General features: G+C 47.0%; 21 protein-coding genes. 6 read left to right on the top strand and 15 right to left on the bottom strand.

The genetic code is table 11. From position 1 onward, the window contains the following. Positions 1-8: 8 nt before the first annotated feature. The 4 genes from BUC01_RS02145 (at position 9) to BUC01_RS02130 (ending at position 4947) form a co-directional block, all read left to right on the top strand. The gene (locus BUC01_RS02145; protein ID WP_073312575.1) at positions 9-2201 is read left to right on the top strand and encodes a M56 family metallopeptidase; all 2193 of its coding nucleotides are present in this window, start codon (positions 9-11) and stop codon (positions 2199-2201) included. 15 nt (positions 2202-2216) lie between these two features. Further along, positions 2217-2984: a TlpA family protein disulfide reductase gene (locus tag BUC01_RS02140; RefSeq protein ID WP_025832314.1), complete on the top strand. Its 768-nt coding sequence runs from the start codon at positions 2217-2219 to the stop codon at positions 2982-2984. A 92-nt stretch (positions 2985-3076) separates the two neighbouring features. Beyond that, positions 3077-3682, top strand: coding sequence for a TonB-dependent receptor plug domain-containing protein (locus BUC01_RS02135; RefSeq protein ID WP_025832315.1), 606 nt, complete (start codon positions 3077-3079; stop codon positions 3680-3682). 20 nt (positions 3683-3702) lie between these two features. Beyond that, positions 3703-4947 (top strand): carcinine hydrolase/isopenicillin-N N-acyltransferase family protein, encoded by a 1245-nt coding sequence (locus BUC01_RS02130; protein WP_025832316.1) that lies wholly within the window; start codon positions 3703-3705, stop codon positions 4945-4947. Positions 4948-4950: 3 nt separating this feature from the next. On the opposite strand, the gene miaA is transcribed toward BUC01_RS02130, so the two are convergent. The 10 genes from miaA to BUC01_RS02080 form a co-directional block, all read right to left on the bottom strand. Continuing rightward, entirely contained in the window at positions 4951-5847 is an 897-nt protein-coding gene (gene miaA / locus BUC01_RS02125; RefSeq protein ID WP_025832318.1) for a tRNA (adenosine(37)-N6)-dimethylallyltransferase MiaA, read from the bottom strand. Between the two features lie 166 nt (positions 5848-6013). After that, positions 6014-6574, bottom strand: a complete 561-nt coding sequence (locus BUC01_RS02120; RefSeq protein WP_025832320.1) for an IS1096 element passenger TnpR family protein — start codon at positions 6572-6574, stop codon at positions 6014-6016. A gap of 70 nt (positions 6575-6644) precedes the next feature. Further along, positions 6645-7412, bottom strand: a complete 768-nt coding sequence (lpxA, locus tag BUC01_RS02115; RefSeq protein ID WP_073312573.1) for an acyl-ACP--UDP-N-acetylglucosamine O-acyltransferase — start codon at positions 7410-7412, stop codon at positions 6645-6647. A 98-nt stretch (positions 7413-7510) separates the two neighbouring features. Beyond that, positions 7511-8896, bottom strand: coding sequence for a bifunctional UDP-3-O-[3-hydroxymyristoyl] N-acetylglucosamine deacetylase/3-hydroxyacyl-ACP dehydratase (locus BUC01_RS02110; RefSeq protein ID WP_025832322.1), 1386 nt, complete (start codon positions 8894-8896; stop codon positions 7511-7513). A gap of 3 nt (positions 8897-8899) precedes the next feature. After that, on the bottom strand, positions 8900-9940 hold the full coding sequence (gene lpxD, locus BUC01_RS02105) for a UDP-3-O-(3-hydroxymyristoyl)glucosamine N-acyltransferase (protein ID WP_025832324.1): 1041 nt from the start codon (positions 9938-9940) through the stop codon (positions 8900-8902). A gap of 85 nt (positions 9941-10025) precedes the next feature. Further along, positions 10026-11252 (bottom strand): HD domain-containing protein, encoded by a 1227-nt coding sequence (locus tag BUC01_RS02100; RefSeq protein ID WP_025832325.1) that lies wholly within the window; start codon positions 11250-11252, stop codon positions 10026-10028. Positions 11253-11283: 31 nt separating this feature from the next. Further along, complete coding sequence (gene pyrF, locus BUC01_RS02095; RefSeq protein WP_073312571.1) at positions 11284-12105, bottom strand: orotidine-5'-phosphate decarboxylase; 822 nt, start codon at positions 12103-12105, stop codon at positions 11284-11286. A gap of 32 nt (positions 12106-12137) precedes the next feature. Then, positions 12138-13922, bottom strand: a complete 1785-nt coding sequence (locus BUC01_RS02090; protein ID WP_073312569.1) for a DUF4153 domain-containing protein — start codon at positions 13920-13922, stop codon at positions 12138-12140. 46 nt (positions 13923-13968) lie between these two features. Next, positions 13969-15081 carry a peptide chain release factor 1 gene (gene prfA, locus BUC01_RS02085; protein WP_025832327.1) on the bottom strand — a complete coding sequence of 371 codons (1113 nt, stop codon included), beginning with the start codon at positions 15079-15081 and terminating at the stop codon, positions 13969-13971. A gap of 4 nt (positions 15082-15085) precedes the next feature. Then, a complete protein-coding gene (locus BUC01_RS02080; RefSeq protein WP_073312567.1) occupies positions 15086-16255 on the bottom strand; it encodes an AIR synthase-related protein in 1170 nt (389 codons plus the stop codon). 1006 nt (positions 16256-17261) lie between these two features. On the opposite strand from BUC01_RS02080, the gene BUC01_RS02075 reads away from it, so the two are divergent. Together BUC01_RS02075 and BUC01_RS02070 are read left to right on the top strand one after the other, a co-directional pair. Then, positions 17262-17750, top strand: coding sequence for an RNA polymerase sigma factor (locus BUC01_RS02075; RefSeq protein WP_025832329.1), 489 nt, complete (start codon positions 17262-17264; stop codon positions 17748-17750). 12 nt (positions 17751-17762) lie between these two features. Next, positions 17763-18323 carry a hypothetical protein gene (locus BUC01_RS02070; protein ID WP_025832331.1) on the top strand — a complete coding sequence of 187 codons (561 nt, stop codon included), beginning with the start codon at positions 17763-17765 and terminating at the stop codon, positions 18321-18323. Between the two features lie 91 nt (positions 18324-18414). On the opposite strand, the gene BUC01_RS02065 is transcribed toward BUC01_RS02070, so the two are convergent. From BUC01_RS02065 to ubiE, 5 genes are read right to left on the bottom strand one after another with little or no spacing between them, the layout of a single operon-like run. Beyond that, positions 18415-18996, bottom strand: coding sequence for a LemA family protein (locus tag BUC01_RS02065; RefSeq protein ID WP_025832333.1), 582 nt, complete (start codon positions 18994-18996; stop codon positions 18415-18417). 26 nt (positions 18997-19022) lie between these two features. Continuing rightward, a complete protein-coding gene (locus BUC01_RS02060; protein WP_073312565.1) occupies positions 19023-19931 on the bottom strand; it encodes a TPM domain-containing protein in 909 nt (302 codons plus the stop codon). 38 nt (positions 19932-19969) lie between these two features. Next, positions 19970-20920 carry an alpha/beta hydrolase gene (locus BUC01_RS02055; protein ID WP_025832335.1) on the bottom strand — a complete coding sequence of 317 codons (951 nt, stop codon included), beginning with the start codon at positions 20918-20920 and terminating at the stop codon, positions 19970-19972. A 17-nt stretch (positions 20921-20937) separates the two neighbouring features. Further along, positions 20938-21684 carry a shikimate dehydrogenase family protein gene (locus tag BUC01_RS02050; RefSeq protein WP_025832337.1) on the bottom strand — a complete coding sequence of 249 codons (747 nt, stop codon included), beginning with the start codon at positions 21682-21684 and terminating at the stop codon, positions 20938-20940. A 40-nt stretch (positions 21685-21724) separates the two neighbouring features. Further along, entirely contained in the window at positions 21725-22462 is a 738-nt protein-coding gene (gene ubiE / locus BUC01_RS02045) for a bifunctional demethylmenaquinone methyltransferase/2-methoxy-6-polyprenyl-1,4-benzoquinol methylase UbiE (RefSeq protein ID WP_073312562.1), read from the bottom strand. Positions 22463-22475: the final 13 nt, after the last annotated feature.

Raw genomic sequence — 22475 nt, 5'->3', positions numbered from 1 at the left:
ACATCTATATGGGAATTTTCTTTGTCTATATATTGAAGTCATCGGTTTGTCTGGCGGTGTTCTACCTGTTTTACCGCTTACTGCTGAGTCGCGAAACGTTTCATCGTTTCAACCGGGTGGCATTGCTGAGCATATTGTTGCTGTCGTGCCTTTTGCCACTGGTGGAAGTGACTGTGGAGAAACAGACGGAAGTACATCAGACGATGATGACCCTGGAACAATGGCTGATGCTGGCAGATATGATGAATACGGCAGATGCTACAGGGGGGCAGGCGGAAGAAGTGACGGTGACATGGATACAGGTCGCATTGTTGGTGTATTTGGTTGGCATTTTGTTTTTTGCTTTTCGCAATGGACATTCTTTGCTGAAATTGGGTTCTCTGTTAAGGTCGGGCAGGAAGGAACATCTTGAAAAGTATGCCGATGGTAAAGAGAAAGTAACTTTGATTGTACATGATCATGATATAGCTCCGTTCAGTTGGATGAAGTATATCGTCATCTCGCAGAAGGATTTGGATGAAAACGGGCGGGAGATACTCATCCATGAGTTAGCCCATATTCAGAACCGGCATTCATGGGATTTGCTGGTGGCAGATATCTGCATCTTTTTCCAATGGTTCAATCCAGCTTCGTGGTTACTGAAGCAGGAACTGCAGAATATCCATGAGTATGAAGCAGATGAAACGGTGATTGAGAAAGGCGTTGACGCGAAACAATACCAATTATTATTAATTAAAAAAGCTGTCGGCACAAGGCTCTACTCTATGGCCAACAGCTTTAATCACAGTAAACTTAAAAAACGTATCACTATGATGTTGAAAGAAAAATCGAATCCGTGGGCAAAGTTGAAGTATCTGTATGTACTTCCGGTAGCCGCTATTGCAGTTACTGCTTTTGCCCGTCCTGAAATCTCGGAAACCGCAGAAGAGATTGCAGCCGTCAAAGTTAATGATTTGACAGCAATTGTGGAAACAAAAGCCGCAAAAACTATCGAAGAAGCCGTGCAGGTGAGCACAGTATTGAAAGATACGGCGAAGCCGGTAGAGGTGAAGTACATACCTGTGGAGGTGAGTGACAAACTGAAAGGTACTCCGCTTTACGAGGTAGTTGAACAGATGCCGGAATTTCCCGGTGGCGGAATGGCTGCTGCGTTGGAATATATCCAAAAGAATATGCAATACCCTGAATCAGCAAAGAAAAACGGTACGCAAGGGCGTGTCATGGTACAGTTCGTTATTGATAAAGAAGGAAATGTAACGGAGCCCAAAGTTATCCGTTCGGTGGATAAAGAACTGGATGCCGAGGCTATCCGGTTGGTGAAGTCGATGCCGAAGTGGAAACCGGGTATGCAGAAGGGAGAGGTAGTAGCGGTAAAATATACAATGCCCGTGTTATTTAAACTGGAAGGGGGAAAGGTGGTGAACTCTCCGATAGTGGTGAGGTCAAAATCTTCTGATTTGTTTGCTCAAGGTGAGAATACGCCTTTGTTTATCGTGGATGGTAAAGAAGTTACTTCATCAATAATGTCTGCTTTGGATGCTAATAAAATAGAGAGTATGACTGTGCTGAAAGGTAAAGATGCTACTGATATATATAGCGAAAAAGGAAAGAATGGCGTTATCCTGATTACCTTGAAGGGGAGTGAGCAAAAGTCTATTACTTTATCAACCAAGAGTTCGGCAGTCAGTGTACCTGGAGTGAATGCGGTTTATCTGAATAATAGAAGGGCGGATTGGGCAGATGTGGATGTGTTTGTTGACGGAGAAAAAATTGAATTGTCCGGTAAAGCATTGGATGAAGTTGTATCTCCCAATGAGATAGAGAGCATCAATGTTGAGAAAAATGCGGAGGATGCAAGTAGGGGGAAGATTTATATCACTACCAAGAAAAGCAAAGGAAAATACACTATGGTTACTGGTGAAGGCAAGGAGAATGTTTATTTTACCGTCAAAGGTGGTGAGAAAGCTTCTGCCAAAGGTGAAATGAGAGTTGAAGGCGTTGTTCAGGATAAAGATGGAGAACCTGTCATTGGTGCCACCGTTCTGCTTGAAGGAACAAATATGGGAACAGTTACTGATGTGGATGGGCATTTTGTCATACCTGCTGCAAAGGGGGACAAGTTGATAGTTTCTTATGTGAGTATGAAGACTGCTAAGGTGAAAGTCGCACCGAAGGTAACAGTTACTTTAAAAGATGAATAATCAGTATATTTTAATATGAAAATAAATTCTCTCTTTTTGTTTCTCTCTATGATGTTTGTGTGGGCGGGGCTTTGCTCTGCCCAGACTACCAGTGATAAATATTACCTGATAGACGGATATTTCTTCAAGGGTATGCCGCCGGGAATAAGAACGGATGTAGGAGCCAAGTTAATCATATTGACAGATAAAGATGGAAATACTGCACTGGAAATGCAGTTGAATAAGGGGAAATCTTTACCGGAATATGCGATGAAATACCGTATTAGCGCAGAGGAAGTGCCCGGAGGAGAAGAATTGTTGAGACTTTCTCGTTCGGGAACACAGAAACCAATGGCGATTTCCGCCTCTAATACGGTCACTCTTGATGAATGGGTGGGAAAACCATTTCCGGACTTTAAAGTAACGGATACTGCAGGGCGTGTCTGGACAAAAGCTGATATACTCGGGAAGCCTTTTGTGCTGAACTATTGGCATACCGGTTGCAGACCTTGTATCAAAGAAATGCCGGACTTGAACGAATGGATGAAAATCTGTCCGGATGTAACTTATTTCTCTACCACCTGGAACACGGCGGAGCAGATAAAGAAGATTGTGGAAAACCGCCCTTTCCTCTTTACCCATATTGCTGACGAACTGTTCTTCTTCAACCTATTTAAGGTGCAGGTGACTCCGACTACTTTACTGGTTGATAAAAAAGGTATGATCCGCTATTGGGAAGAAGGCACGAGCACGAGTAAGCGGGAGTTCCTGCTTGATAAATTGAAGGAATTGTCTGCCGAATAGTTACTTTGTTTCTTATTTCTTTGTTTAAGTCATTACTTTTAAGTAATTTTGTTTGAGACGGTTTAGAATTTAATCACTTAAAAGATAATGCTATGGGACAAGGAAAACAAATTCACCAGGGATATAGCTTCTTTTGGGGAGTATTTCTATTAGTAGTGATATCTGCCGCTATATCTGCACATGCTGAAACTCCTTCCATGAAGGGGATTGTACTTTTCAAAGATACTTTGAAAAATGAGACTCTCGTGACGCAGTCTCCAAAGAGAGACAGCACTTTGGTAATCAGAGATAGTGCCCCTATCAGAGGCAATGAACCCCTGTTTATCGTGAATAAAATGGAACTTCCTTCTGAAATCTTCGCTGCATTGAATCCTGAATATATTGAGCAGATTGAGATTTTGAAAGATGCTTCGGCCACTGCAATCTATGGAACACGCGGTATAAATGGGGTTATAATTGTTACATTGAAGTCACGGGAACAGATAAAGGAAGAAAAGGCAACCAAGCAAATTGACAATCTCCTGAAGTCGAAAGGCGTGGACAAGCGAAATGTGCGTTACTATATTGATGGTAAGGAAGTCCCCGCAAGAACCGCCTACCAGACGGACATTGAACAGATGGAAGTGAAGACCGGAGCGGACGGAATATTGGAAGTATATATCAAGCCGATAATCTTCATCAGGGGAGAATATGAATAAGAAATAAAGAACACTCATCTATGAAACCAATTTTGAAACTTGCCTGTACGCTGGCAATAACTCTTTGTCTGGCTGACCCTTTGTCAGCCTGTACCTCTGCTGTTGTGTCGGGTAAGGTAACTCCCGACGGGCGTCCTTTGCTCTGGAAGAACCGTGACACGGACTTCATGCGAAATCATATTGACTATGTGAAAGGTGAGAAGTACGACTTTATCGCCGTGGTGAATAGTGACAATGCATATCTGAAAGAAGCGTGGATGGGAACCAATTCCGCCGGATTTGCTTTGATGAATACGCAGTCTTATAATCTGGTGGATGTAAAAGACGGTGAGGAACGGGGAGCGGCCAACGGGCGCATTATTTATCGGGCGCTTGAAGTCTGTGCAACGGTAGAAGATTTCTGCCATTTCCTGGATACCATCTCCAAACCCAGCTATATTGAGGCCAATTTGGGTGTGATTGATGCGAAAGGTGGTGCGGTTATGTTCGAAGTGGATTATCAGACGTATATAATGTATGATGCCAATAATCCTAAAGATGCTCCTTACGGCTATATCGCTCGTACCAACTTCTCTTTTGCGGGCAAAGTGAACGAAGGGGCGGGCTATGTCCGCTATATGGAAGCCGACCAGGTGCTGATGAAGGCTTCGGCTACAGGTAGCATTACACCGCGGTTTATCTTCAATGAACTGTCCCGTTCATTCCGTAACCGTATGCTCGATATTGATTTGCGTAGCGGTGCTTATAATCGTCCGCAGGCGTCAGGCTGGTTTGTTGACCAGGATTTCATTCCGCGTAGCAGTACATCGTGTTCCGTGGTGGTGCAAGGTGTGAAGCCGGATGAGAAAGCGGAACTTACAACGATGTGGACTTTGCTGGGGTATCCTCCTACCGGGGTAGCCGTTCCGCTTTGGGTGAAAGATGCCGATAAACTTCTTCCCGGAATGGTTCGTTTTGATAAGGAATGCAAGGCTGCGCCACTTAGCGACTGCTCGCTTCGTCTGGCCGACAAGGTTTTCAGTTATAAACAGGGGATGGGAACCGGGCGTTATCTGAATTGGGAACGATTGTACAGTCCGGAAAAAGGCGATGGGTATATGACGGCGTTTGTTTCTGTGGAAGACGAAGTGTTCCGTACCGCAACGCCTTTGTTGGACGAATGGCGCAGAAAAGGAAGGCTTGATACCCAAGCGATACCGAAACTTTACGATGAACTGGATGCGTCGATAAAAATGATTTATCAGAGTCTGCTTGAATCAGAGTAGATATTATATCACCGAACGGAGGTACTCCAGTATCTCCGTTTCTTGTTCCGGGTGGAACCAACGGATCTCTTCATCCCTCTTGAACCATGTCATTTGCTTGCGTGAATAAATACGGGAGTTCTGCTTGATTTTCTCTATGGCAAAGGGCAGAGTCCACTCCCCGTCAAGATACTTGAATATCTCTTTATAGCCTACTGTATTCAAGGAGTTGAGTGTCCGGTAAGGATATACTTGTTTGGCTTCTTCTATCAGCCCATCTTCTATCATCATATCCACCCGTCGGTTGATGCGCTCGTAGAGTTCTTCACGGTCACGCGTCAAGCCTATTTTAACAATGTGGAAAGGACGTTCTTTCTTCTGTTGGGTACGGAAAGAGGTGTAGGTCTTTCCCGTCATGTAGCATATCTCCAGGGCATGAACCACACGCTTCGGATTCTTTAAGTCCACTACCTTATAATACTCCGGGTCGAGCAGTTTCAGTTCTGCGCAAAGCCTTTCCAGACCTTCGGTTTCATATTTGTGCAGCATCAGCTGGCGTGTTTCAGCATCTACGGTCGGAATGTCATCAATGCCTTTGCATACGGCATCTACGTACATCATTGAGCCGCCTGTAAGCACTATGGTGTCTTGTTTGGTGAACAGAGTGTCCAGAAGTTTCAGTACCTCTGTTTCGTACTGGGCGGCACTGTAATAGTCGGTGAGTTGCAACGTACCTACGAGGTGGTGTTTTACACGTTGCAGTTGTTCGGGGGTGGGGGCTGCCGTTCCTATTTTCAGGTCGGCATAGAGCTGCCGCGAGTCGGCAGAAACTATACAACTGTGGTAATGCTCTGCCAGCCGCAGGCTGAGTTCGGTTTTTCCGACTCCGGTCGGTCCAATAAGCACTATCAGGGTTTTCATACAGATATTATGTAAAACGGTTTCAAAGATAAAATAGAGATTATCCTTTAGACACAGATTACGCAGATAACACGGATTCTAAACTAAAAAAATCTGTGTAATCCGCGTAATCTGCGTCTAAAAATATACTATAAAGAGTATGATTCCTCTCTTGGTATATTCAAATTTAGAATTTTTCTTCCTCAAACGATGCAGCGCCACCTTCGCCGCCTCCCATATCGAATCCTTCCTGGTCAAATTCTTCCAGATCGAAATCCTGGTCGCCATAGAAGTTTTCGTCTAAGTCGAGTGAGCCGCTGTTGGCTGCCATTTCTTCGAAGTCGATTGTCTGTTTCGGGGCGTCGCCTTCTTTCTTGGTGCACTTGGCACCCTTCATTTCCTTTCCGGTAATGATTTCGGAGAGTTCGATAAAGAAACAACGTTCCGTCATGTAGTCGAATACATAGAGCAACTTCTGTTTCTCATCTTCCACCAGTTCGCTGATGGTCGTATCTTTCATTACCCAGCTGTCCATTTCCGGATTGTCATCCATTTCTTCCAGCGTGATTTCTTTTTCTTTTTCCCAATCGTCATCGCAGATGAAGAAAGAAGTCATCTGGTCATTGGTGTAACCCACTGACTTCACGATGGTTTCGTGAAAGTCGTAGAATGTAGCTTCCGGGTCAATTTGTATTTCTCTTACGAAGTCGTCTACTTCATCGGAGATAAGTGTAAATCTGTAAATCATACTCTAAAGTTATAATGTTGTAATGTGATAGTGTGGTAACACGGTTATCACTTATCACTTTATCGTTTTATTACCTGATGATACCGCGTTCGGAGTTCTGGATGAAGCTGACAATGTATTCAATCTCCGGACCTGTCGGAATTTCTTCCTCTATCTTCTTCAGTGCGTCCGAAGTGTTCAGGCCACTCTGATAGATGATACGGTATGCATTATGAATATTTTCAATTGTTTCGTTGGAGAATCCGCGGCGGCGCAGACCGATGACATTGATACCACTGTAAGCGATAGGTTCCCGACCGGCAATAATATAAGGCGGAATATCCTTGCTGAAACGGCATCCTCCCTGTATCATACCGAATCCGCCTACGCGACAGAACTGGTGCATCAACACATTGGCGCTGATGATGGAATAATCGTCTATCACGATTTCTCCTGCCATCTTGGTTGAGTTGCCGATGATGCAATAATTGCCGACAAGGGCATCGTGCGCTACGTGTACTCCTTCCATCAACAGGTTGTTGTTGCCTATGATGGTTCTGCCTTTGGCAGCCGTACCGCGGTTGATGGTCACATTTTCACGAATCGTGTTGTTGTCACCGATTTCAGCGGTACTTTCTTCTCCCTGAAACTTCAAGTCCTGGGGGATGGCACCGATTACGGCTCCCGGAAAGATGGTGTTTCCATTACCGATACGCGAACCGTACAAAATGTTGGCGTTTGCCATAATTTTATTGTTATCGCCGATTACCACATTCTTGTCGATGAATACAAAAGGAGCAATCTCTACGTTTTCCCCGATTTTTGCCTCGGGATGAATATACGCTAAGGGACTTATCATGCTGAATTATGATTTATGATTTAAGATTTAAGATTTATGAGATATTTACGTTGATTATTAGCCGCGAATAATTCATAAATCTTAAATCATAAATCCTTTTACTTGTTCTTAACTATTTGCGCCATAAACTCTGCCTCGCAAACTACTTTCTCGCCTACAAATGCGTATCCTTTCATGGTGGAAATTCCACGGCGGATAGGAGCAAGCAACTCTACGCGGAAAACGAGGGTGTCACCCGGCACTACTTTCTGCCGGAACTTCACACCGTCTATTTTCATGAAATAGGTGGAGTAACGTTCGGGCTCGTCTACCGAGTTCAGTACGAGTAAGCCCCCCACCTGCGCCATAGCCTCAATCTGCAATACGCCCGGCATTACCGGCTCCTGCGGGAAGTGACCCTGGAAGAAAGGTTCGTTAGCGGTTATGTTCTTTACGCCTACAATATAGTTGGCTCCGATTTCAATGACTTTATCCACCAGTTGGAACGGATAACGGTGCGGCAGCAGTTCGCGGATGCGGTTTACGTCCATCACGGGTTCGCGGTTGCAGTCGTAAGTCGGTGCCTGAATGTCGTGCAGGCGGATTTCCTTACGCATCTGGCGGGCAAACTTATTGTTGATGGTGTGTCCCGGACGGGTAGCGATGATACGTCCCTTGATGGGCTTGCCTATCAGAGCCAGGTCGCCGATCACATCGAGCAGTTTGTGGCGTGCACATTCATTGGCCCATACCAGCGGTTTGTGGTTGATATATCCGAGTTGTTCGGCATCCATGTGGGGAACACCCATCACGTCAGCCAGCTTGTCGAAGTCTTCCTGAGACATCTTACGTTCGTAAATCACGATAGCATTGTCCAGGTCGCCACCCTTGATGAGACCGGCTTGCAACAGCGGCTCAATTTCGCGTACGAATACGAACGTGCGGCTGGCGGCTACTTCCTCTTTGAACTTCGACATATCTTCCAACGTTGCAAACTGGTTGGGGATGATGTGTGAATCATAGGATACCAATACGTTCAGACTGAAATTTTCGTCGGGTAACACGATAATGGAAGAACCTGTCTTCTCATCGCGGAACTCGATTTTCGACTTGATGATATAGAAATCTTTAACTGCGTTTTGTTCTTCTGTACCTACGCGCTCTATTTCTTGTGCATAATATTGGGCGCTGCCGTCCAGAATAGGAAACTCAGGACCATTGACTTGTATCAGGCAGTTGTCGATGCCCAGGGCATAAAGTGCTGCCATGCCGTGCTCTACAGTGCTAACCTTCACGCCATTCTTGGAAAGAACAGTGCCGCGTGTGGTTTCAGTCACGTTGTCCGCAACCGCATCGATGATAGGTTGCCCTTCCAGGTCGATACGCTGGATTTTATATCCGTGATTGTCCGGAGCCGGATTGAAAGTAACGGTCAGGTCAAGTCCCGTATGAAGACCTTTACCACTGAGGGAAAAACTGTCTTTCAGAGTCTTTTGTTTCAACATTTGTTACTTGTTTATTTGTTGTTTTAATTCATTCAGTTCTTTGCGGAGCTGACGGATTTCAGTTAACATTTCCGGTAAGCTCCGTTGTGCAACAGCAGTCTTGAAATATTGTTTCGGGTCCATAGGCGGGGTACCGATTAGCTGGCTGCCATCCTTGATGCTGCTGGGAACGCCGGACTGTGCGCCCAGATTCACCTTGTCTCCGATGTGGATGTGTCCGGCAATACCTACTTGTCCGCCAAACATACACCATTCGCCCACTTTGGTGGAACCTGCTATGCCCACTTGTGCAGCCATCACGGTGTGCGAACCAATTTCATCGTTGTGTGCCACCTGAATCAGATTGTCCAGTTTCACACCTTTATGTACGATAGTCGCACCCATCGTGGCACGGTCTACGCAAGTGTTGGCACCGATTTCCACATTATCCTCTAATATCACGATACCGATTTGAGGAATCTTCTCGTAACCTTCGGGAGTGGGGGCGAAGCCAAAACCGTCTGCACCGATCACACTGCCGGAATGCAGAACGCAATGATTGCCTACCCGGCAGTCATGATAAATGGTTGCGCTGGCATAGATGATACAGTCGCTGCCAACTTTGGCACCACTGCCGACGGTAGCGTGCGGATGAATCATAGTGTTGTCTCCCACCTCAGCATATTCGCCGATGCAAGCATAGGGTGCAATGTAAACATCCTTGCCGATTTTCGCAGTCTCGGCAACGAAAGCCAGCGGATGGATTCCTACCCGTTTGGGCTTACTCTGTTCGTAAAGATTGAGCAGTTTGGCAAGACTTTCGTAGGCATTATCCACTTTGATTAAAGTGGCTTTTACTTCCTGTTCGGGTACGAAGTATTTGTTTACCAGTACTATACTGGATTGAGTGTTGTATATATAAGAGGTATATTTGGGATTGGATAGAAACGAGATAGCACCGGGGATACCTTCTTCTATCTTAGCAAAAGTATGTACAGTTGCATTCTCGTCTCCAACGATTTCTCCTTGGATAAATGTTGCAATTTGTTTAGCAGAGAACTCCATTGTCTTATTCTTGTTAGATGGTTTCAAATCACAAATAACGGACTTTTTTTTTATATTTCCTTGTCCTTGGGTGAATATTTTATACTTACCTATGCAAACGTTGGTAGCAAAGATAGTATTTTTTTACCTTTTTTGATAAGAGGGAAATATTGAGCATGTCCGATGCTTCAGCAATATTTTTGATACTTCCGTCTTTGTAGAGGATATCAATACTATCGTCTGCCGGGTCGTACATATTCTTCTCGATGCTGGGGGTAGAGACGAAATAGCTCGCTTCAGAGAGGGGTATGCCCAGTTGCTGACTGATTTGCAAAGTTAATTCTTTTTTTCTTTTTTCACATATTGGTTCAGTAGAAATTTCCACTTTAAAGATATTACGGTTGATCATGCCGAGGCTCAACGTAGACAAAACTTTGTCGCTGTGGGTGCTCCATACTTTCAGGGCAGTCCATATGTCATTGTCATCCAACTGGATAAAGTTCTCCAGACATTCGGGCTTGGCATAGAACGTTTCCTTATTGATGTCGTTGTAAAGGAAAAAACGCAATGCCGGTGAAGCGAATAATTCCACACCCCGGTTTGCCAGTTCCTTGGCGCGGAGCAAGGCGCTGATAAGCATCTTCTCGTAGGCCACGGACGTTTTATGCAAATACACCTGCCAGTACATCAGGCGGCGGGCGGTGAGGAAGTTCTCGATGGAATAGATTCCTTTGGATTCTATAACGAGATGGTCTTCTTTCACGTCGAGCATTTTGATGATACGTGCCGAGCCGATGTTGCCCTCCGTCACGCCGGTGTAGAAACTGTCGCGGCGCAGGTAGTCCATGCGATCCATGTCGAGCTGGCCGCTGACGAGTTGGTGAAGGAACTTCTTGGGGTATTCGTCTTTGAATATCTGGATGGCAAGGGTGAGTTGCCCGTTCATCTCTTTGTTGATGCGTTCCATCAACAGGAGGGAGATGTCTTCGTGGGATACACCTTGCACGATGGTATCTTCCAGCACGTGGGAGAACGGTCCGTGTCCGATGTCGTGCATCAATATAGCCGCTTGCACCGCTTCCGCTTCACTGTCGAAGATAAAGTTGCCCTTGCTGGTGAGTTGCTGGATGGCTTCGCTCATCAGATGGAAAGCCCCCAGCGAGTGCTGAAAACGGGTGTGCTGTGCACCGGGGTAAACCACGGACGACAACCCCAGTTGCTTGATGCGGCTTAAGCGTTGCAAAAGAGGATGCCGTACGATGTCGTACAGCAACCCTTTGGGAATATTGATGAACCCGAATACCGGGTCGTTGATGATTTTCCGTTCGAACATGAGATTCTTTTAGTTGCGGGCAATGAGTTGGTTATAACTGTTTCAGTTGTTCCGCCATCTGCTGTTGCACTTCTTTTGCGGCATTGCGGGCAGCTTCGGCAAACTTTTCAGTCTTGTCCACGTAGATGATGCCACGGCTGGAGTTCACAATCAGTCCGCAAGTGGAGTTCATGCCATATTTGCAAACTTCTTCCAGTGAACCGCCTTGCGCTCCTACGCCCGGTACAAGCAGGAAGTGGTTGGGGACAATCTTGCGGATGTCTTCGAAAGCACGGCCCTGGGTAGCGCCTACCACGTACATCATCTGTTCGTCGTTTGCCCATTCCTGCGATTTACGCAATACTTTTTCGAAGAGACGTTCGCCGTTCGGGTCTTCCGTCAACTGGAAGTCGTGTGAACCTTTGTTACTGGTCAGTGCCAGGAGGATTACCCATTTTCCTTCGTAGGTGAGGAAGGGAGTGACGCTGTCTTCGCCCATGTAGGGGGCTACGGTCACGGAGTCGATGTCCAGTTCGTCGAAGAAAGTGCGGGCATACATGGCGGATGTGTTTCCGATGTCGCCGCGTTTGGCGTCAGCGATGATGAATTGGTCGGGATAGTTCTCCTTGATATACTTCACGGTCTTCTCAAAGGCGATCCAGCCTTTCACGCCCATGCTTTCATAAAAAGCGAGGTTGGGTTTGTAGGCGATGCAAAGGTCGGCTGTTGCATCAATGATGGCTTTGTTAAAAGCGAAAATCGGATCTTCTTCCTTCAACAGGTGTTCGGGAATTTTCTTGATGTCTGTATCCAGACCTACGCAAAGGAATGATTGCTTACGCTTGATATTTTCAAAAAGCTGTTGTTTATTCATATCGGATATATTTAGTCTGTTTATGATTCGTTTTATTGTTTCCTGAATAAGTAGCCATTTATATTTAGCAGGAGGGCTTCGTTTCCTTCTTTTTGATAATCTAAGGAGAAGCCAGTCAGTATGAAAAGGCACTTATCGGAGTTACACTTAAATTGTGCAGGAGGCATTTCACCGTACTTATAACGTTGAAGTGCCTCAATGGTTTTGAGGTCGATGTAGACCGTATCGTTCGTTTTATCTGTCCGGGTGCCGAGGGAGGCGGGCAGTATTCCTGTCTCTAAATACTTGCGCGGAATGTAGAGTTGCCTGCTCGATCTGCCGGGTTCCGGTATGATTACGAAACGGTTGTACCCCTTGGGTATCTCGATATTTGTCCGTGAGGAGGTTTGACCGCTGTATGATATAGGCCGGTTGTTGTCGGCGGCGGCTTTATCATTGCCGGTAGCTTCGTCACTGTCTTGGCCGAAACGGTTTTTGGCATAGTAGAATGATGCGTCTTTATCCACAAGGTCAGCTATGCTTTTCCGTCCGAACCAGTAATGCAGATAACGGAGCCGGTCGTTCACTTGTAATGCGGTCTTTGCCGGAAGCGAATCCAGCCAGTTGTCATACTGGTTGCGTGAGAGGGGCAAATCTGTTACGCCGCTACGTGCCAGTTCCTTCTCTATGCTGTCGTGCATAATGTTCCGGGTGATACTGGCATAATTTACCGGCAATACGGAAGTCAGCAGGAAGATGATGGAGAATGAAATGGGAATCCAACTGATGCGGCGTGCCCGGGTGAGGACCAGTCCGAAGCAGACGATATAACACCAGATGTTGAGTGTGATCAGATAAAGCCGGTTTATGGTGACGCCATAGTCGTTGAAGCGGCGGATGATGCCGACTGTCATCAATATCAGCAGCGGCAACACCAGGGCGGGCAGCCAGCGTGCAATCCATTCGTTCGAGCGCTTCGATTCGCTGACCCGTGCCGGATACAGCCCGAATTCGATGGCGATGCATCCCGCCATAAGTGCTACGACAAGCCAGGAAACCCAGCCCGTAGGCAGTTCCCAACTGATAAGGATGCGGGTGGCATAGATGTAAAGCACAAGCAGATACCCTGCCATGAGCGGGAGGAAAAGGAAATGTATCGTCCCGTTCAGGAATTCCGAAGGTTGTGGTTCCTGGTTGTGCTTTTGCTCGTCTTTGGGCAACATGCCGAGGAAAAGCAGCATCGGAAGCAATACGCTGCATGCGACAAGGATATACAGATAACATTTCCAGCTCACATCCACATCGAAAAGCTGGTGCAGCGAAAAGACAAGCAGACTTATTCCGCCGCTCATGATCAGTCCCACCACGTTTGCCGTGACAAAGGCTCCTACGGTGTAGGAAGCGAAGTTCCAGCTCGGAATGTCATTCTTTTCTTTGATGAACGAGAGGAAAAAGACGGAAAGCCACAATGCCAGGATGGCCGCCCCGTGGGCTATGCTTATTTCGGTGAGCGACCGTTCCGGAGAGAGGCTGTAGAGGTATACGGCATCGGCAATGAGCAATATGTGCATCACGATGTGTACACAGATTCCTTTTATCCGGCTCTCTACCTCTTCGCTCCACAGGTGGAGGGTGAGTGAGAGCAGGGTGCCGACGGAAAAGTAATACCCCAGAACCAGCGTCAGCTTCCTTTCGTCGTCCATTTCGGTAGATACCAGATAGGCCAGGTAGGCAGTAAGTGCAAGGATAAAGCATACTGTGGTCGGAAAACGTTTCAGGCAATTCTGAAATGCTTCCGTCAGAGTGTGAAATGCTTTATTAAAAAACTGTCCTTTCATCTGTTCTGCCGTTGAAGTTTCCGGGGTTACGTTTTTCCTTATAAGGTTACAGTTCGCTTTCTTTCAGCCGCTCTGCATTTTCCGCTACAATCAGGTGGTCGATGCAGTCCTGGATGTCGCCATCCATGAAGGCGACAAGGTTATAAATGGTATAGTTGATGCGATGATCGGTGATACGTCCCTGCGGATAGTTGTAGGTACGGATTTTGGCAGAGCGGTCTCCGGTAGATACCATTGTCTTCCGCTTGGAGGCGATGTCGTCCAGATACTTCTGGTGCTCTTTGTCGTAGATGAATGTACGCAGGCGGGAGAGGGCGCGTTCCTTGTTTTTCGGCTGGTCGCGCGTTTCGGTACATTCTATCAGGATTTCTTCGGAGACACCCGTGTTGGGATTCTTCCAGACGTAGCGCAGACGCACGCCGGATTCCACCTTATTTACGTTCTGTCCGCCGGCACCACCGCTTCGGAAGGTGTCCCACTTGATTTCGCCTTCGTTGATGACCACGTCAAATTCTTCGGCTTCGGGAAGCACTGCCACACTGGCGGCGGAAGTATGCACACGCCCCTGGGTTTCGGTAGCCGGAACGCGCTGCACGCGATGCACGCCGGACTCGTATTTCAGGGTTCCGTACACATTGTCACCCGTCACGCTACAGATTATTTCCTTGAATCCGCCTGCCGCGCCTTCGTTGACGCTGGATATTTCCATTCTCCAGCCTTTCGTTTCGCAGAATTTGGTGTACATACGGAACAGGTCTCCGGCAAAGATGGCGGCTTCGTCGCCACCCGTACCTCCACGGATTTCGAGGATGGCGTTCTTGCTGTCCTGTGGGTCGGCGGGCACGAGCAGGAGTTTGATATGCTCTTCCAGTTCCGGCTGGCGGGCTTGGCAGGCATCCAGTTCTTCACGCGCCATTTCCCGCATTTCCGGGTCAGCTTCGTTGGTGATGATTTCTTTGGCTTCCTCGATGCCGTTCAGCACCTGGATATATTCTTTACGGGCGTTCATCAGGTCGCCCAATTCTTTATACTCTTTGGTGAGCTTCACATAACGCTTTTGGTCGGCAATCACTGCCGGGTCTGTAATCAGCGTCGATACTTCTTCGAAGCGGGCAACGAGGCCTTCCAGCTTTTCTAATATGGTATTGTTGTCTGCCATTTAATTAGTATTTGAATTCTCCGAACTCGCTCTTAATAATCAGCTCCTTCTTATCGCTTTCCTCAATGCGTCCCACAATCTGCGCATCAATACCGAAGCTCTTGCTGATGGCGATTACCTCTTCGGCATGTTCGGGCGACAGGTATACTTCCAAGCGGTGTCCCATGTTGAAAACCTTGTACATTTCTGCCCAGTCCGTGTTACTCTCTTCTTTAATGGTCTTGAACAACGGAGGAACAGGGAACAAATTATCTTTAACCACGCGGCAATTATCACCTATAAAGTGCAATACTTTAGTCTGTGCACCACCCGAGCAGTGCACCATACCGTGAATGTCTGCACGGAGTGCATCCAGCAACTTCTTCACTACCGGCGCATACGTGCGGGTAGGAGAGAGCACCAGCTTACCTGCATCCAGCGGGCTGCCTTCTACGGCATCCGTCAACTTCAGACCACCGCTGTAAACCAGTTCTTCGGGCACTGCCTTGTCATAACTTTCGGGATATTTCTCTGCCAGATACTTGGAGAACACATCATGACGGGCAGAAGTTAGGCCGTTGCTGCCCATGCCACCGTTATATTCTTTCTCATAAGTGGCTTGTCCGTAAGAAGCCATACCTACGATCACGTCGCCCGGACGGATGTTGGCGTTGTCAATCACGTCGCTGCGCTTCATGCGGCAAGTCACGGTGCTGTCTACGATAATGGTGCGCACCAAGTCGCCCACATCGGCTGTTTCACCCCCCGTGGCATATACGCCTACGCCCATCTCGCGGAGTTCGGCAAGCAATTCGTCCGTACCGTTGATGATGGCGGAGATTACTTCGCCCGGAATCAGCAATTTGTTTCGTCCGATGGTGGAGGACACTAGGATGTTATCTACTGCACCTACACAAAGCAGGTCGTCGATGTTCATAATCAGTGCATCCTGTGCGATGCCTTTCCATACGGAGAGGTCACCCGTTTCTTTCCAGTACATGTAGGCCAACGAAGATTTGGTACCTGCACCGTCGGCATGCATGATGTTGCAATACTCCGGGTCGCCGCCCAAAATATCGGGGATGATTTTGCAGAAAGCTTGCGGGAAGATTCCTTTGTCGATGTTCTTGATGGCATTGTGCACATCTTCTTTAGAGGCGCTGACACCGCGCATCATGTATCTTTGGTTACTCATGAGTTGATATGTTTTTTCAATTGAATGCGCAAAAGTAGTGATTATTTTGCTTATAGCCTTGAGTTTGCATAAGAATTTACCCGAAAGAGGCTGCTTCCCTTAGTCCGGACATACTTGCTTTTTATCTTTCTTTCGGCAGAGTAGGAGTATAGAGTATTTCGTTGTATCTTTATTTTTCAATTGTTACTGAATCTGATAAAAAAGGAATCAAATGATAATTTAGCGCAGCCTAAGCCTTTCAGCCTTGAGCTGCGCAATAATCATCTGTTTCATTCATAACCTAATAAGAAAAAAACTGTTTAGACTATTGAGCGGACGCCCTGTGTTTTATAACTTGAACTCAGGGTTTCAACAACGTTTTTTTTAATAAGTTGTCAACACTCCAGCACTGATAGCCATTAAACCATTTACCAATCGGGGTTTGACGGTAGTGACGACAAAGTGTTTGTAAGTGACGACAAACGTTTTGTCAGCACTGACTTTTAGGCTGTTATTTGGAGTATATGGTTGTGAATCAAAAGAGTATTTCATATTTTTCATATATAGAATAATCTCTCTTTATATGTGGTTATGTCTATTTTATCAGCATAATTTCGAAAGAAGTGACTACTGGTTCAGGATACTATTCTAAAGAAACGTCTACTGATATCGGGTATAAACAGAAAAGCGCATAACTAAATTAAATAAGGAAAAGGTATTCTGTTTCACTGCAAAACAGGTGCAGCATCACTGCAAAGCATGTTCAGTATTACTGCAAAGCATGTGCAGCATCACTGCAAAGCATGTGCAGCATCACTGCAAAGCATGTGCAGTATCACTGCAAAGCATATGCAGCGTCACTGCAAAACATATGCAGTATCACTGCAAGGTATATGCTGTAGTATAGCAAAGTATGTGTAGCAACGTTGCAACACAGATGCAACACCACAACTCAGGCTATATTTTTTCTCCCCTCTTGCAACTAATCTCCTAAACCGGCGTCTTATGTACAAAAGACTATCTTAAGATGGAACAGAATACGAAAGAAAAACAGTTCACTTCCCTCATCGAGGAGTACAAGCGGGTGATTTATAAAATCTGCTATATGTATGCCACGGATGGGGACAATTTTAAAGATCTCTATCAGGAAGTTGTGATAAACCTTTGGCGGGGCTTCGACGGATATGAAGGAAAAGGCAAACCTTCCTCGTGGATTTACCGCGTAGGTCTGAACACCTGTATCTCTTTCTATCGCCAGCAGCAGCGCCGCGGTGAACATACTTCACTCGATTCTCTCTACGGTCTCGAAGCGGAGGATAATGAAACCACCCGGCGACTGAAAGAGATGTACCGCCTCATTGCGGGATTGGACAAGTTTGAACGTGCCGTCATCCTGTTGTGGCTGGATGAAAACTCTTACGAAGAGATTGCGGAGATTGTCGGTGTGCCGCGCAATACCGTTGCCTCAAAACTGAAACGAATCAAGGATAAACTAACCAAACAAGCGAATAGCTAAACGATACGGACTATGGAACTGGAAGAATTGAAGAAAAATTGGAATATAATGGAAGAAAGACTGGGACGGTTGGAGATGGAGCAGCGCCAGCAAAAGAATAACACTGTAAACAGTAAACTACAACAGGTGAGAGAACGCATTCTGAAGCGGTTCATGATGCTGGTGATTGTTTTGCCTGTCCTTCTTTGGATCTTAGGACGTCATGATAGTTACGGCTTTAGTCTGCTGACGTGGATATTGCTGTTTGTGTTTGTGGCTGTAATCGTAGCCCGCCAATTCACGTGGTGGCTATTGCTGAAACGGATTGACTGTCTGAAACTGACTGTGCGTGAGATTTGTCTGGCAGAAAACCGCTTTCACATCTCTTTCAAAGTTGGGATAGCCGTAAGTGTGGCGTGCGCTATACCTTTGCTGGTGAGTATGCTTTGGGATATGTCGGAATTCGGTGACCCCTATATGCTGATAGGTGCGTGGACGGGGCTTGGCGTTGGATTGCTGATCGGGCTTCGATTGTTCCTCAGAGCATGGCGTGGTGTAAAGGAATTGCGGGAAGCGATAACGGATTTGCAATAAGACATCGTTCTATACAGAAAACTCCCCCTCCACCCTGTAACGCCTATGAATAGGGCATTGACAAAGGGTGGAGGGGGAGTCTCTTTTTTATTTAAAACTGTACCTGCGGGGCAGTTTCACTACCTTCGGCAGCTTCAAAGTAAGCGCGTTTCTCAAAGCCGAACAGGCTTGCAAGAATATTCTTTGGGAAACGGCGGATAGCTGTATTAAAATCTTTCGCCGCATTGTTGAAGTTAGTGCGTGCTACGTTGATACGGTTTTCCGTTCCTTCCAACTGGGCTTGCAGTTCCAGAAAGTTCTGGTTGGCTTTCAGGTCGGGATAATTCTCGGTGATGGCGAGCAACTTGCCCAGGGCAGAGGTGACGGCACCTTGCGCTTTCTGATATTCGGCCAGCTTTTCGGGTGTCAGGTCGTTGGCGTCCACTTTGATTTGAGTGGCCTGGCTGCGGGCCTGCACTACGCCTTCCAGGGTTTCCTTTTCGTGCGAAGCATATCCTTTTACCGTATTAACCAGGTTCGGTATCAAATCGGCACGGCGCTGATACTGCGTTTCAACGTTCGACCATTGTCCGCTTACGTTTTCATCCATAGTTACCAGTCCGTTATAACCGGTTACGCCCCAAATGACGAGAAGGGCTAAAACAACAAGAATGATAATAGTTGACTTCTTCATACTTTTCTTTATTAAATGATTAAATATTAAAATCGTGAACCGGCGCCTCCGCCGCCTCCCATACCTCCTCCGAAGCTGCCTCCGCTGAATCCTCCTCCGCCTCTGCCGCCGAAGCCTCCGCCCCCTCCGAAGATGACCGGACCGCCTCCGCTGCCTCCACGATAGTTTTCATCGTAAGATTGCTTACGGCGCACGATGCTGTGCCCGCAGTTGCGGCAAGTGTAAGTGACGTCTTCCGTTTTCACCCCGTTGCGGCGTGAAACGACTTTGCTGCCGGTACGTTGCAATTTATGTTGGCCGCAGTTGGGGCATTTGCTTGCAGCACGTGCCGCAATCCAGCCTATCAGTCCGGCTACGACAAAGAAACCGATGACTGCCGCTAGGATACCGAAGAAAGAGAGTTCGTCTTCATCTTCCCCGTCGTTCACCATGCTGCCATCCAGTCTGCCGCATACGGCACGCACACCGGCCACCATGCCGGCATCCCAGTTGCCGTCTTTCAGGTAAGGAATCATATCCCGCATCTGTATGCGTTTACAAATGGCGTCGGGCAGGTCTCCTTCCAGGCCGTAGCCTGTGTAGAACTGGATGCAACGCTGGTCGGTGACCAGGAGAATGACCAGGCCGTTATTCTTTCCTTTCTTTCCCACACCCCATTCATTGAGCAGGCGGTGGGCGAAGTCGAAACAGTCGTCACTGCCGATGGAGGGAACCACGGCAACTACTGTCTCGATTCCCGTCTGTTGTTCAAGCGCATACAGCATACGGTCGATGCTGTCACAGGCAGCCTGCGAGAGGATATCATCCGGATTGCAGACATAGCGCATCTTGTTCTGGAGATGTACTTTGGGGATATTGTCTGTTGTATAGACTTTCTGTGCCTGTACGGATAGGAGCAGGCATAAGAATAAACTTATGGAGATTAATCTTTTCATACTATGGTATTTGTGTGGCGAATATAGGAAAAATCACATCAATGTATATACTTTCCTACGAAATTCTTCACACGTTCGGTATATTCTTCCGGATAGTCCTTGTAGGACATGGCGTGTGTGGCGCCGGGGACAATCCACAGTTCCTTAGGTTCTGACTTCGCTTCGTAGAGGGGGTATACCATCCAGGTGGGCACGTAAGTATCTGCATCGCCGTGGATAAACATCATCGGCTGTTTGCACTTTTTCACCTGGTTCAGCGAAGAAGCCTCCTTGAAGTTCCAGCCGTATTTGGCGTTGCACAGCCAACTGGTGGTGTACATCAACGGGAAAGGTGGCAGGCTGAACTGGCTTTTCAGCTCATGGGAGAATTCATCCCATACGCTGGTATAACCGCAATCTTCTACGAAACACTTCACGTAGTCGGGTAGTTCTTCACCTGATACCATCATGGTAGTGGCGGCTCCCATTGAAATGCCGTGCACCACGATCTGCGTACTGTCACGGAAGATGTTGGAAGCTATGTCCATCCATTGCAACACGTCCAGACGGTCTTTCCATCCCATCTGGATGGCAGGTCCGCCACTCAGTCCCTGGTTTTGCAGGTCGGGCAGCAGGATGTTGTACTTTAAATCTTTGTTGTAGAGGTAACCTATCATCAGCATACGGATGCAATCGTCCGTATAGCCATGTACGATGACGGCGGTCTTGCCGGTAGGTTCGGGGGCAGCCGCATAAATGGCATGCAGTTGCACTCCTTTGGGATTGATGATAAAGGTGTCTCGCAAAGCGCCGGCAGTCTGCAGACTATCCAGCCAGGGCTTTATCTGTGGATATTCGCTGAGCATGTACTCGTAGGAGCCGGGAATATCCTTCCCTTTGTTGTGTTCCGGTCTCAGCGAATAGCCAAGCATATAGAAACTTGCACCTACGAGGGCAACAATGATAACTGCTAACAGTCCCGACAGACCGTATTTGATACCTTTTTTCATTCTTCCTCCTATTTTTCTCATCTGTTCCATATTTCCCAAGCGGCAAATGCTTGCAATAACAGCATTTCCAGTCCGTTTTTAGTAACGGCTCCGCGTGCTTCTCCTTTCTTCATGAAGAGAGTCTCGTTGGGATTATATAACAAATCGTAGAGCAAATGGTTGGAAGTTAACAGGTCATAAGGGATATTCGGACAAAAATCTACCTTAGGATACATGCCGACAGGGGTGCAGTTGACGATAACTGTATACTCCTGCATAATTTCCGGTGTCAGTTCTTCATAAGTGAGAAATTTGTCATCTTTCTTTGTGCGTGATACGAATACGCTTTCGATACTCAGATTGGCCAGCCCGCGATAGACTGCTTTGGATGCGCCGCCTGTACCCAGTATCAATGCTTTCTTATGATGTGGTTGTAGTAAAGGTTCAATGGACTGTGTAAATCCGATGATGTCCGAATTGTAGCCGATGAGTTTGACTTTTCCTTTCGGCTGGCGGATGATTTTGATGACGTTGACTGCGCCGATCTTAGCGGTATCTTTATACAGTTCGTCAAGGAAAGGGATGACTTGTTCCTTGTAGGGGATAGTCACGTTGAGTCCGCAGAGGTTGGGATTTTCCTCTATAACTTCCATGAAATCGTTGATGCTGGGTATTTCAAAGTTCACATATTCAGCATCAATGTTCTCCGACTTGAACTTTTCATTGAAATATCCGATGGAAAACGAATGTCTCAGCGGATAGCCTATTAAACCGTATTTCTGCATAATTCTCTTAGTGTGCTAACGTTAATAATCACTTTACTATTTATTTTGTCGCCGTGTACAAAGTGCATATACCAAACGTCAGCCTCCGGAAGTTTACCTGGCTGAAACCTGCCTTGCGGATTACTCCCTGCATCACTTCGCCTTGCGGGAAAGCACGGATGCTTTGGGGCAGGTAGGTGTAGGCACTGTTATCTTTTGACAGGCATTTGCCGAGCAGGGGGATGACAACTTTGGAGTAGATGGTGAAGAGTTGCTTCATTGGAAAACGGTCCGGTGTGGAGAGTTCCAGGATGACGAGATGTCCTCCGGGTTTCAGCACGCGGCACATTTCCGCCAGCCCTTTGTCCAGTCCTTCAAAGTTGCGGATACCGAACGCTACGGTTACGGCATCAAACATATCATCGGCAAATGAGAGGGAGGTGCAGTCCTCCCGGGCAAAGGATATCTTGTCCGAGAGGTGCGCCTGTTTTACTTTTTTACGTCCCACGTCCATCATTCCCTCCGAAATGTCGGTGCCTATCAGTTGGTCGGGCTGCAATTCTCGGCAGGCAAGGATGGCGAAGTCACCCGTGCCGGTGGCTACGTCCATGATGCACTTTGGCTGGAAAGGCTTCAACCACTTGATTGCTTTGCGGCGCCAACTACGGTCGATGCCCAAAGAAAGGGTGTGGTTCAGTTTATCATAGGCAGGAGCAATGTTGTCGAACATTTCTTCTACCTGTTCACTCTTCTTTCCGTCTTCGCCGTAGGGTTTGATATGTTCCTGGGGGTAGTTCATTCTTTCATTCCTT

This window comes from Bacteroides stercorirosoris (assembly GCF_900142015.1).
Classification (GTDB): domain Bacteria; phylum Bacteroidota; class Bacteroidia; order Bacteroidales; family Bacteroidaceae; genus Bacteroides; species Bacteroides stercorirosoris.
Note: the sequence above shows the minus strand (reverse complement) of the source record. Positions and strands in the feature narration are given on the sequence as shown.

Coding starts and splice junctions, on each gene's coding strand:
- pyrF (WP_073312571.1), bottom strand. CDS start 12,105: ATGAATAAACAACAGCTTTTTGAAAATATCAAGCGTAAGCAATCATTC.
- BUC01_RS02145 (WP_073312575.1), top strand. CDS start 9: ATGGGAATTTTCTTTGTCTATATATTGAAGTCATCGGTTTGTCTGGCG.
- BUC01_RS02110 (WP_025832322.1), bottom strand. CDS start 8,896: ATGTTGAAACAAAAGACTCTGAAAGACAGTTTTTCCCTCAGTGGTAAA.
- prfA (WP_025832327.1), bottom strand. CDS start 15,081: ATGGCAGACAACAATACCATATTAGAAAAGCTGGAAGGCCTCGTTGCC.
- BUC01_RS02080 (WP_073312567.1), bottom strand. CDS start 16,255: ATGAGTAACCAAAGATACATGATGCGCGGTGTCAGCGCCTCTAAAGAA.
- BUC01_RS02065 (WP_025832333.1), bottom strand. CDS start 18,996: ATGAAGAAGTCAACTATTATCATTCTTGTTGTTTTAGCCCTTCTCGTC.
- BUC01_RS02130 (WP_025832316.1), top strand. CDS start 3,703: ATGAAACCAATTTTGAAACTTGCCTGTACGCTGGCAATAACTCTTTGT.
- miaA (WP_025832318.1), bottom strand. CDS start 5,847: ATGAAAACCCTGATAGTGCTTATTGGACCGACCGGAGTCGGAAAAACC.
- BUC01_RS02070 (WP_025832331.1), top strand. CDS start 17,763: ATGGAACTGGAAGAATTGAAGAAAAATTGGAATATAATGGAAGAAAGA.
- BUC01_RS02075 (WP_025832329.1), top strand. CDS start 17,262: ATGGAACAGAATACGAAAGAAAAACAGTTCACTTCCCTCATCGAGGAG.
- BUC01_RS02060 (WP_073312565.1), bottom strand. CDS start 19,931: ATGAAAAGATTAATCTCCATAAGTTTATTCTTATGCCTGCTCCTATCC.
- BUC01_RS02100 (WP_025832325.1), bottom strand. CDS start 11,252: ATGTTCGAACGGAAAATCATCAACGACCCGGTATTCGGGTTCATCAAT.
- BUC01_RS02090 (WP_073312569.1), bottom strand. CDS start 13,922: ATGAAAGGACAGTTTTTTAATAAAGCATTTCACACTCTGACGGAAGCA.
- lpxA (WP_073312573.1), bottom strand. CDS start 7,412: ATGATAAGTCCCTTAGCGTATATTCATCCCGAGGCAAAAATCGGGGAA.
- BUC01_RS02135 (WP_025832315.1), top strand. CDS start 3,077: ATGGGACAAGGAAAACAAATTCACCAGGGATATAGCTTCTTTTGGGGA.
- BUC01_RS02050 (WP_025832337.1), bottom strand. CDS start 21,684: ATGCAGAAATACGGTTTAATAGGCTATCCGCTGAGACATTCGTTTTCC.
- ubiE (WP_073312562.1), bottom strand. CDS start 22,462: ATGAACTACCCCCAGGAACATATCAAACCCTACGGCGAAGACGGAAAG.
- BUC01_RS02055 (WP_025832335.1), bottom strand. CDS start 20,920: ATGAAAAAAGGTATCAAATACGGTCTGTCGGGACTGTTAGCAGTTATC.
- lpxD (WP_025832324.1), bottom strand. CDS start 9,940: ATGGAGTTCTCTGCTAAACAAATTGCAACATTTATCCAAGGAGAAATC.
- BUC01_RS02120 (WP_025832320.1), bottom strand. CDS start 6,574: ATGATTTACAGATTTACACTTATCTCCGATGAAGTAGACGACTTCGTA.
- BUC01_RS02140 (WP_025832314.1), top strand. CDS start 2,217: ATGAAAATAAATTCTCTCTTTTTGTTTCTCTCTATGATGTTTGTGTGG.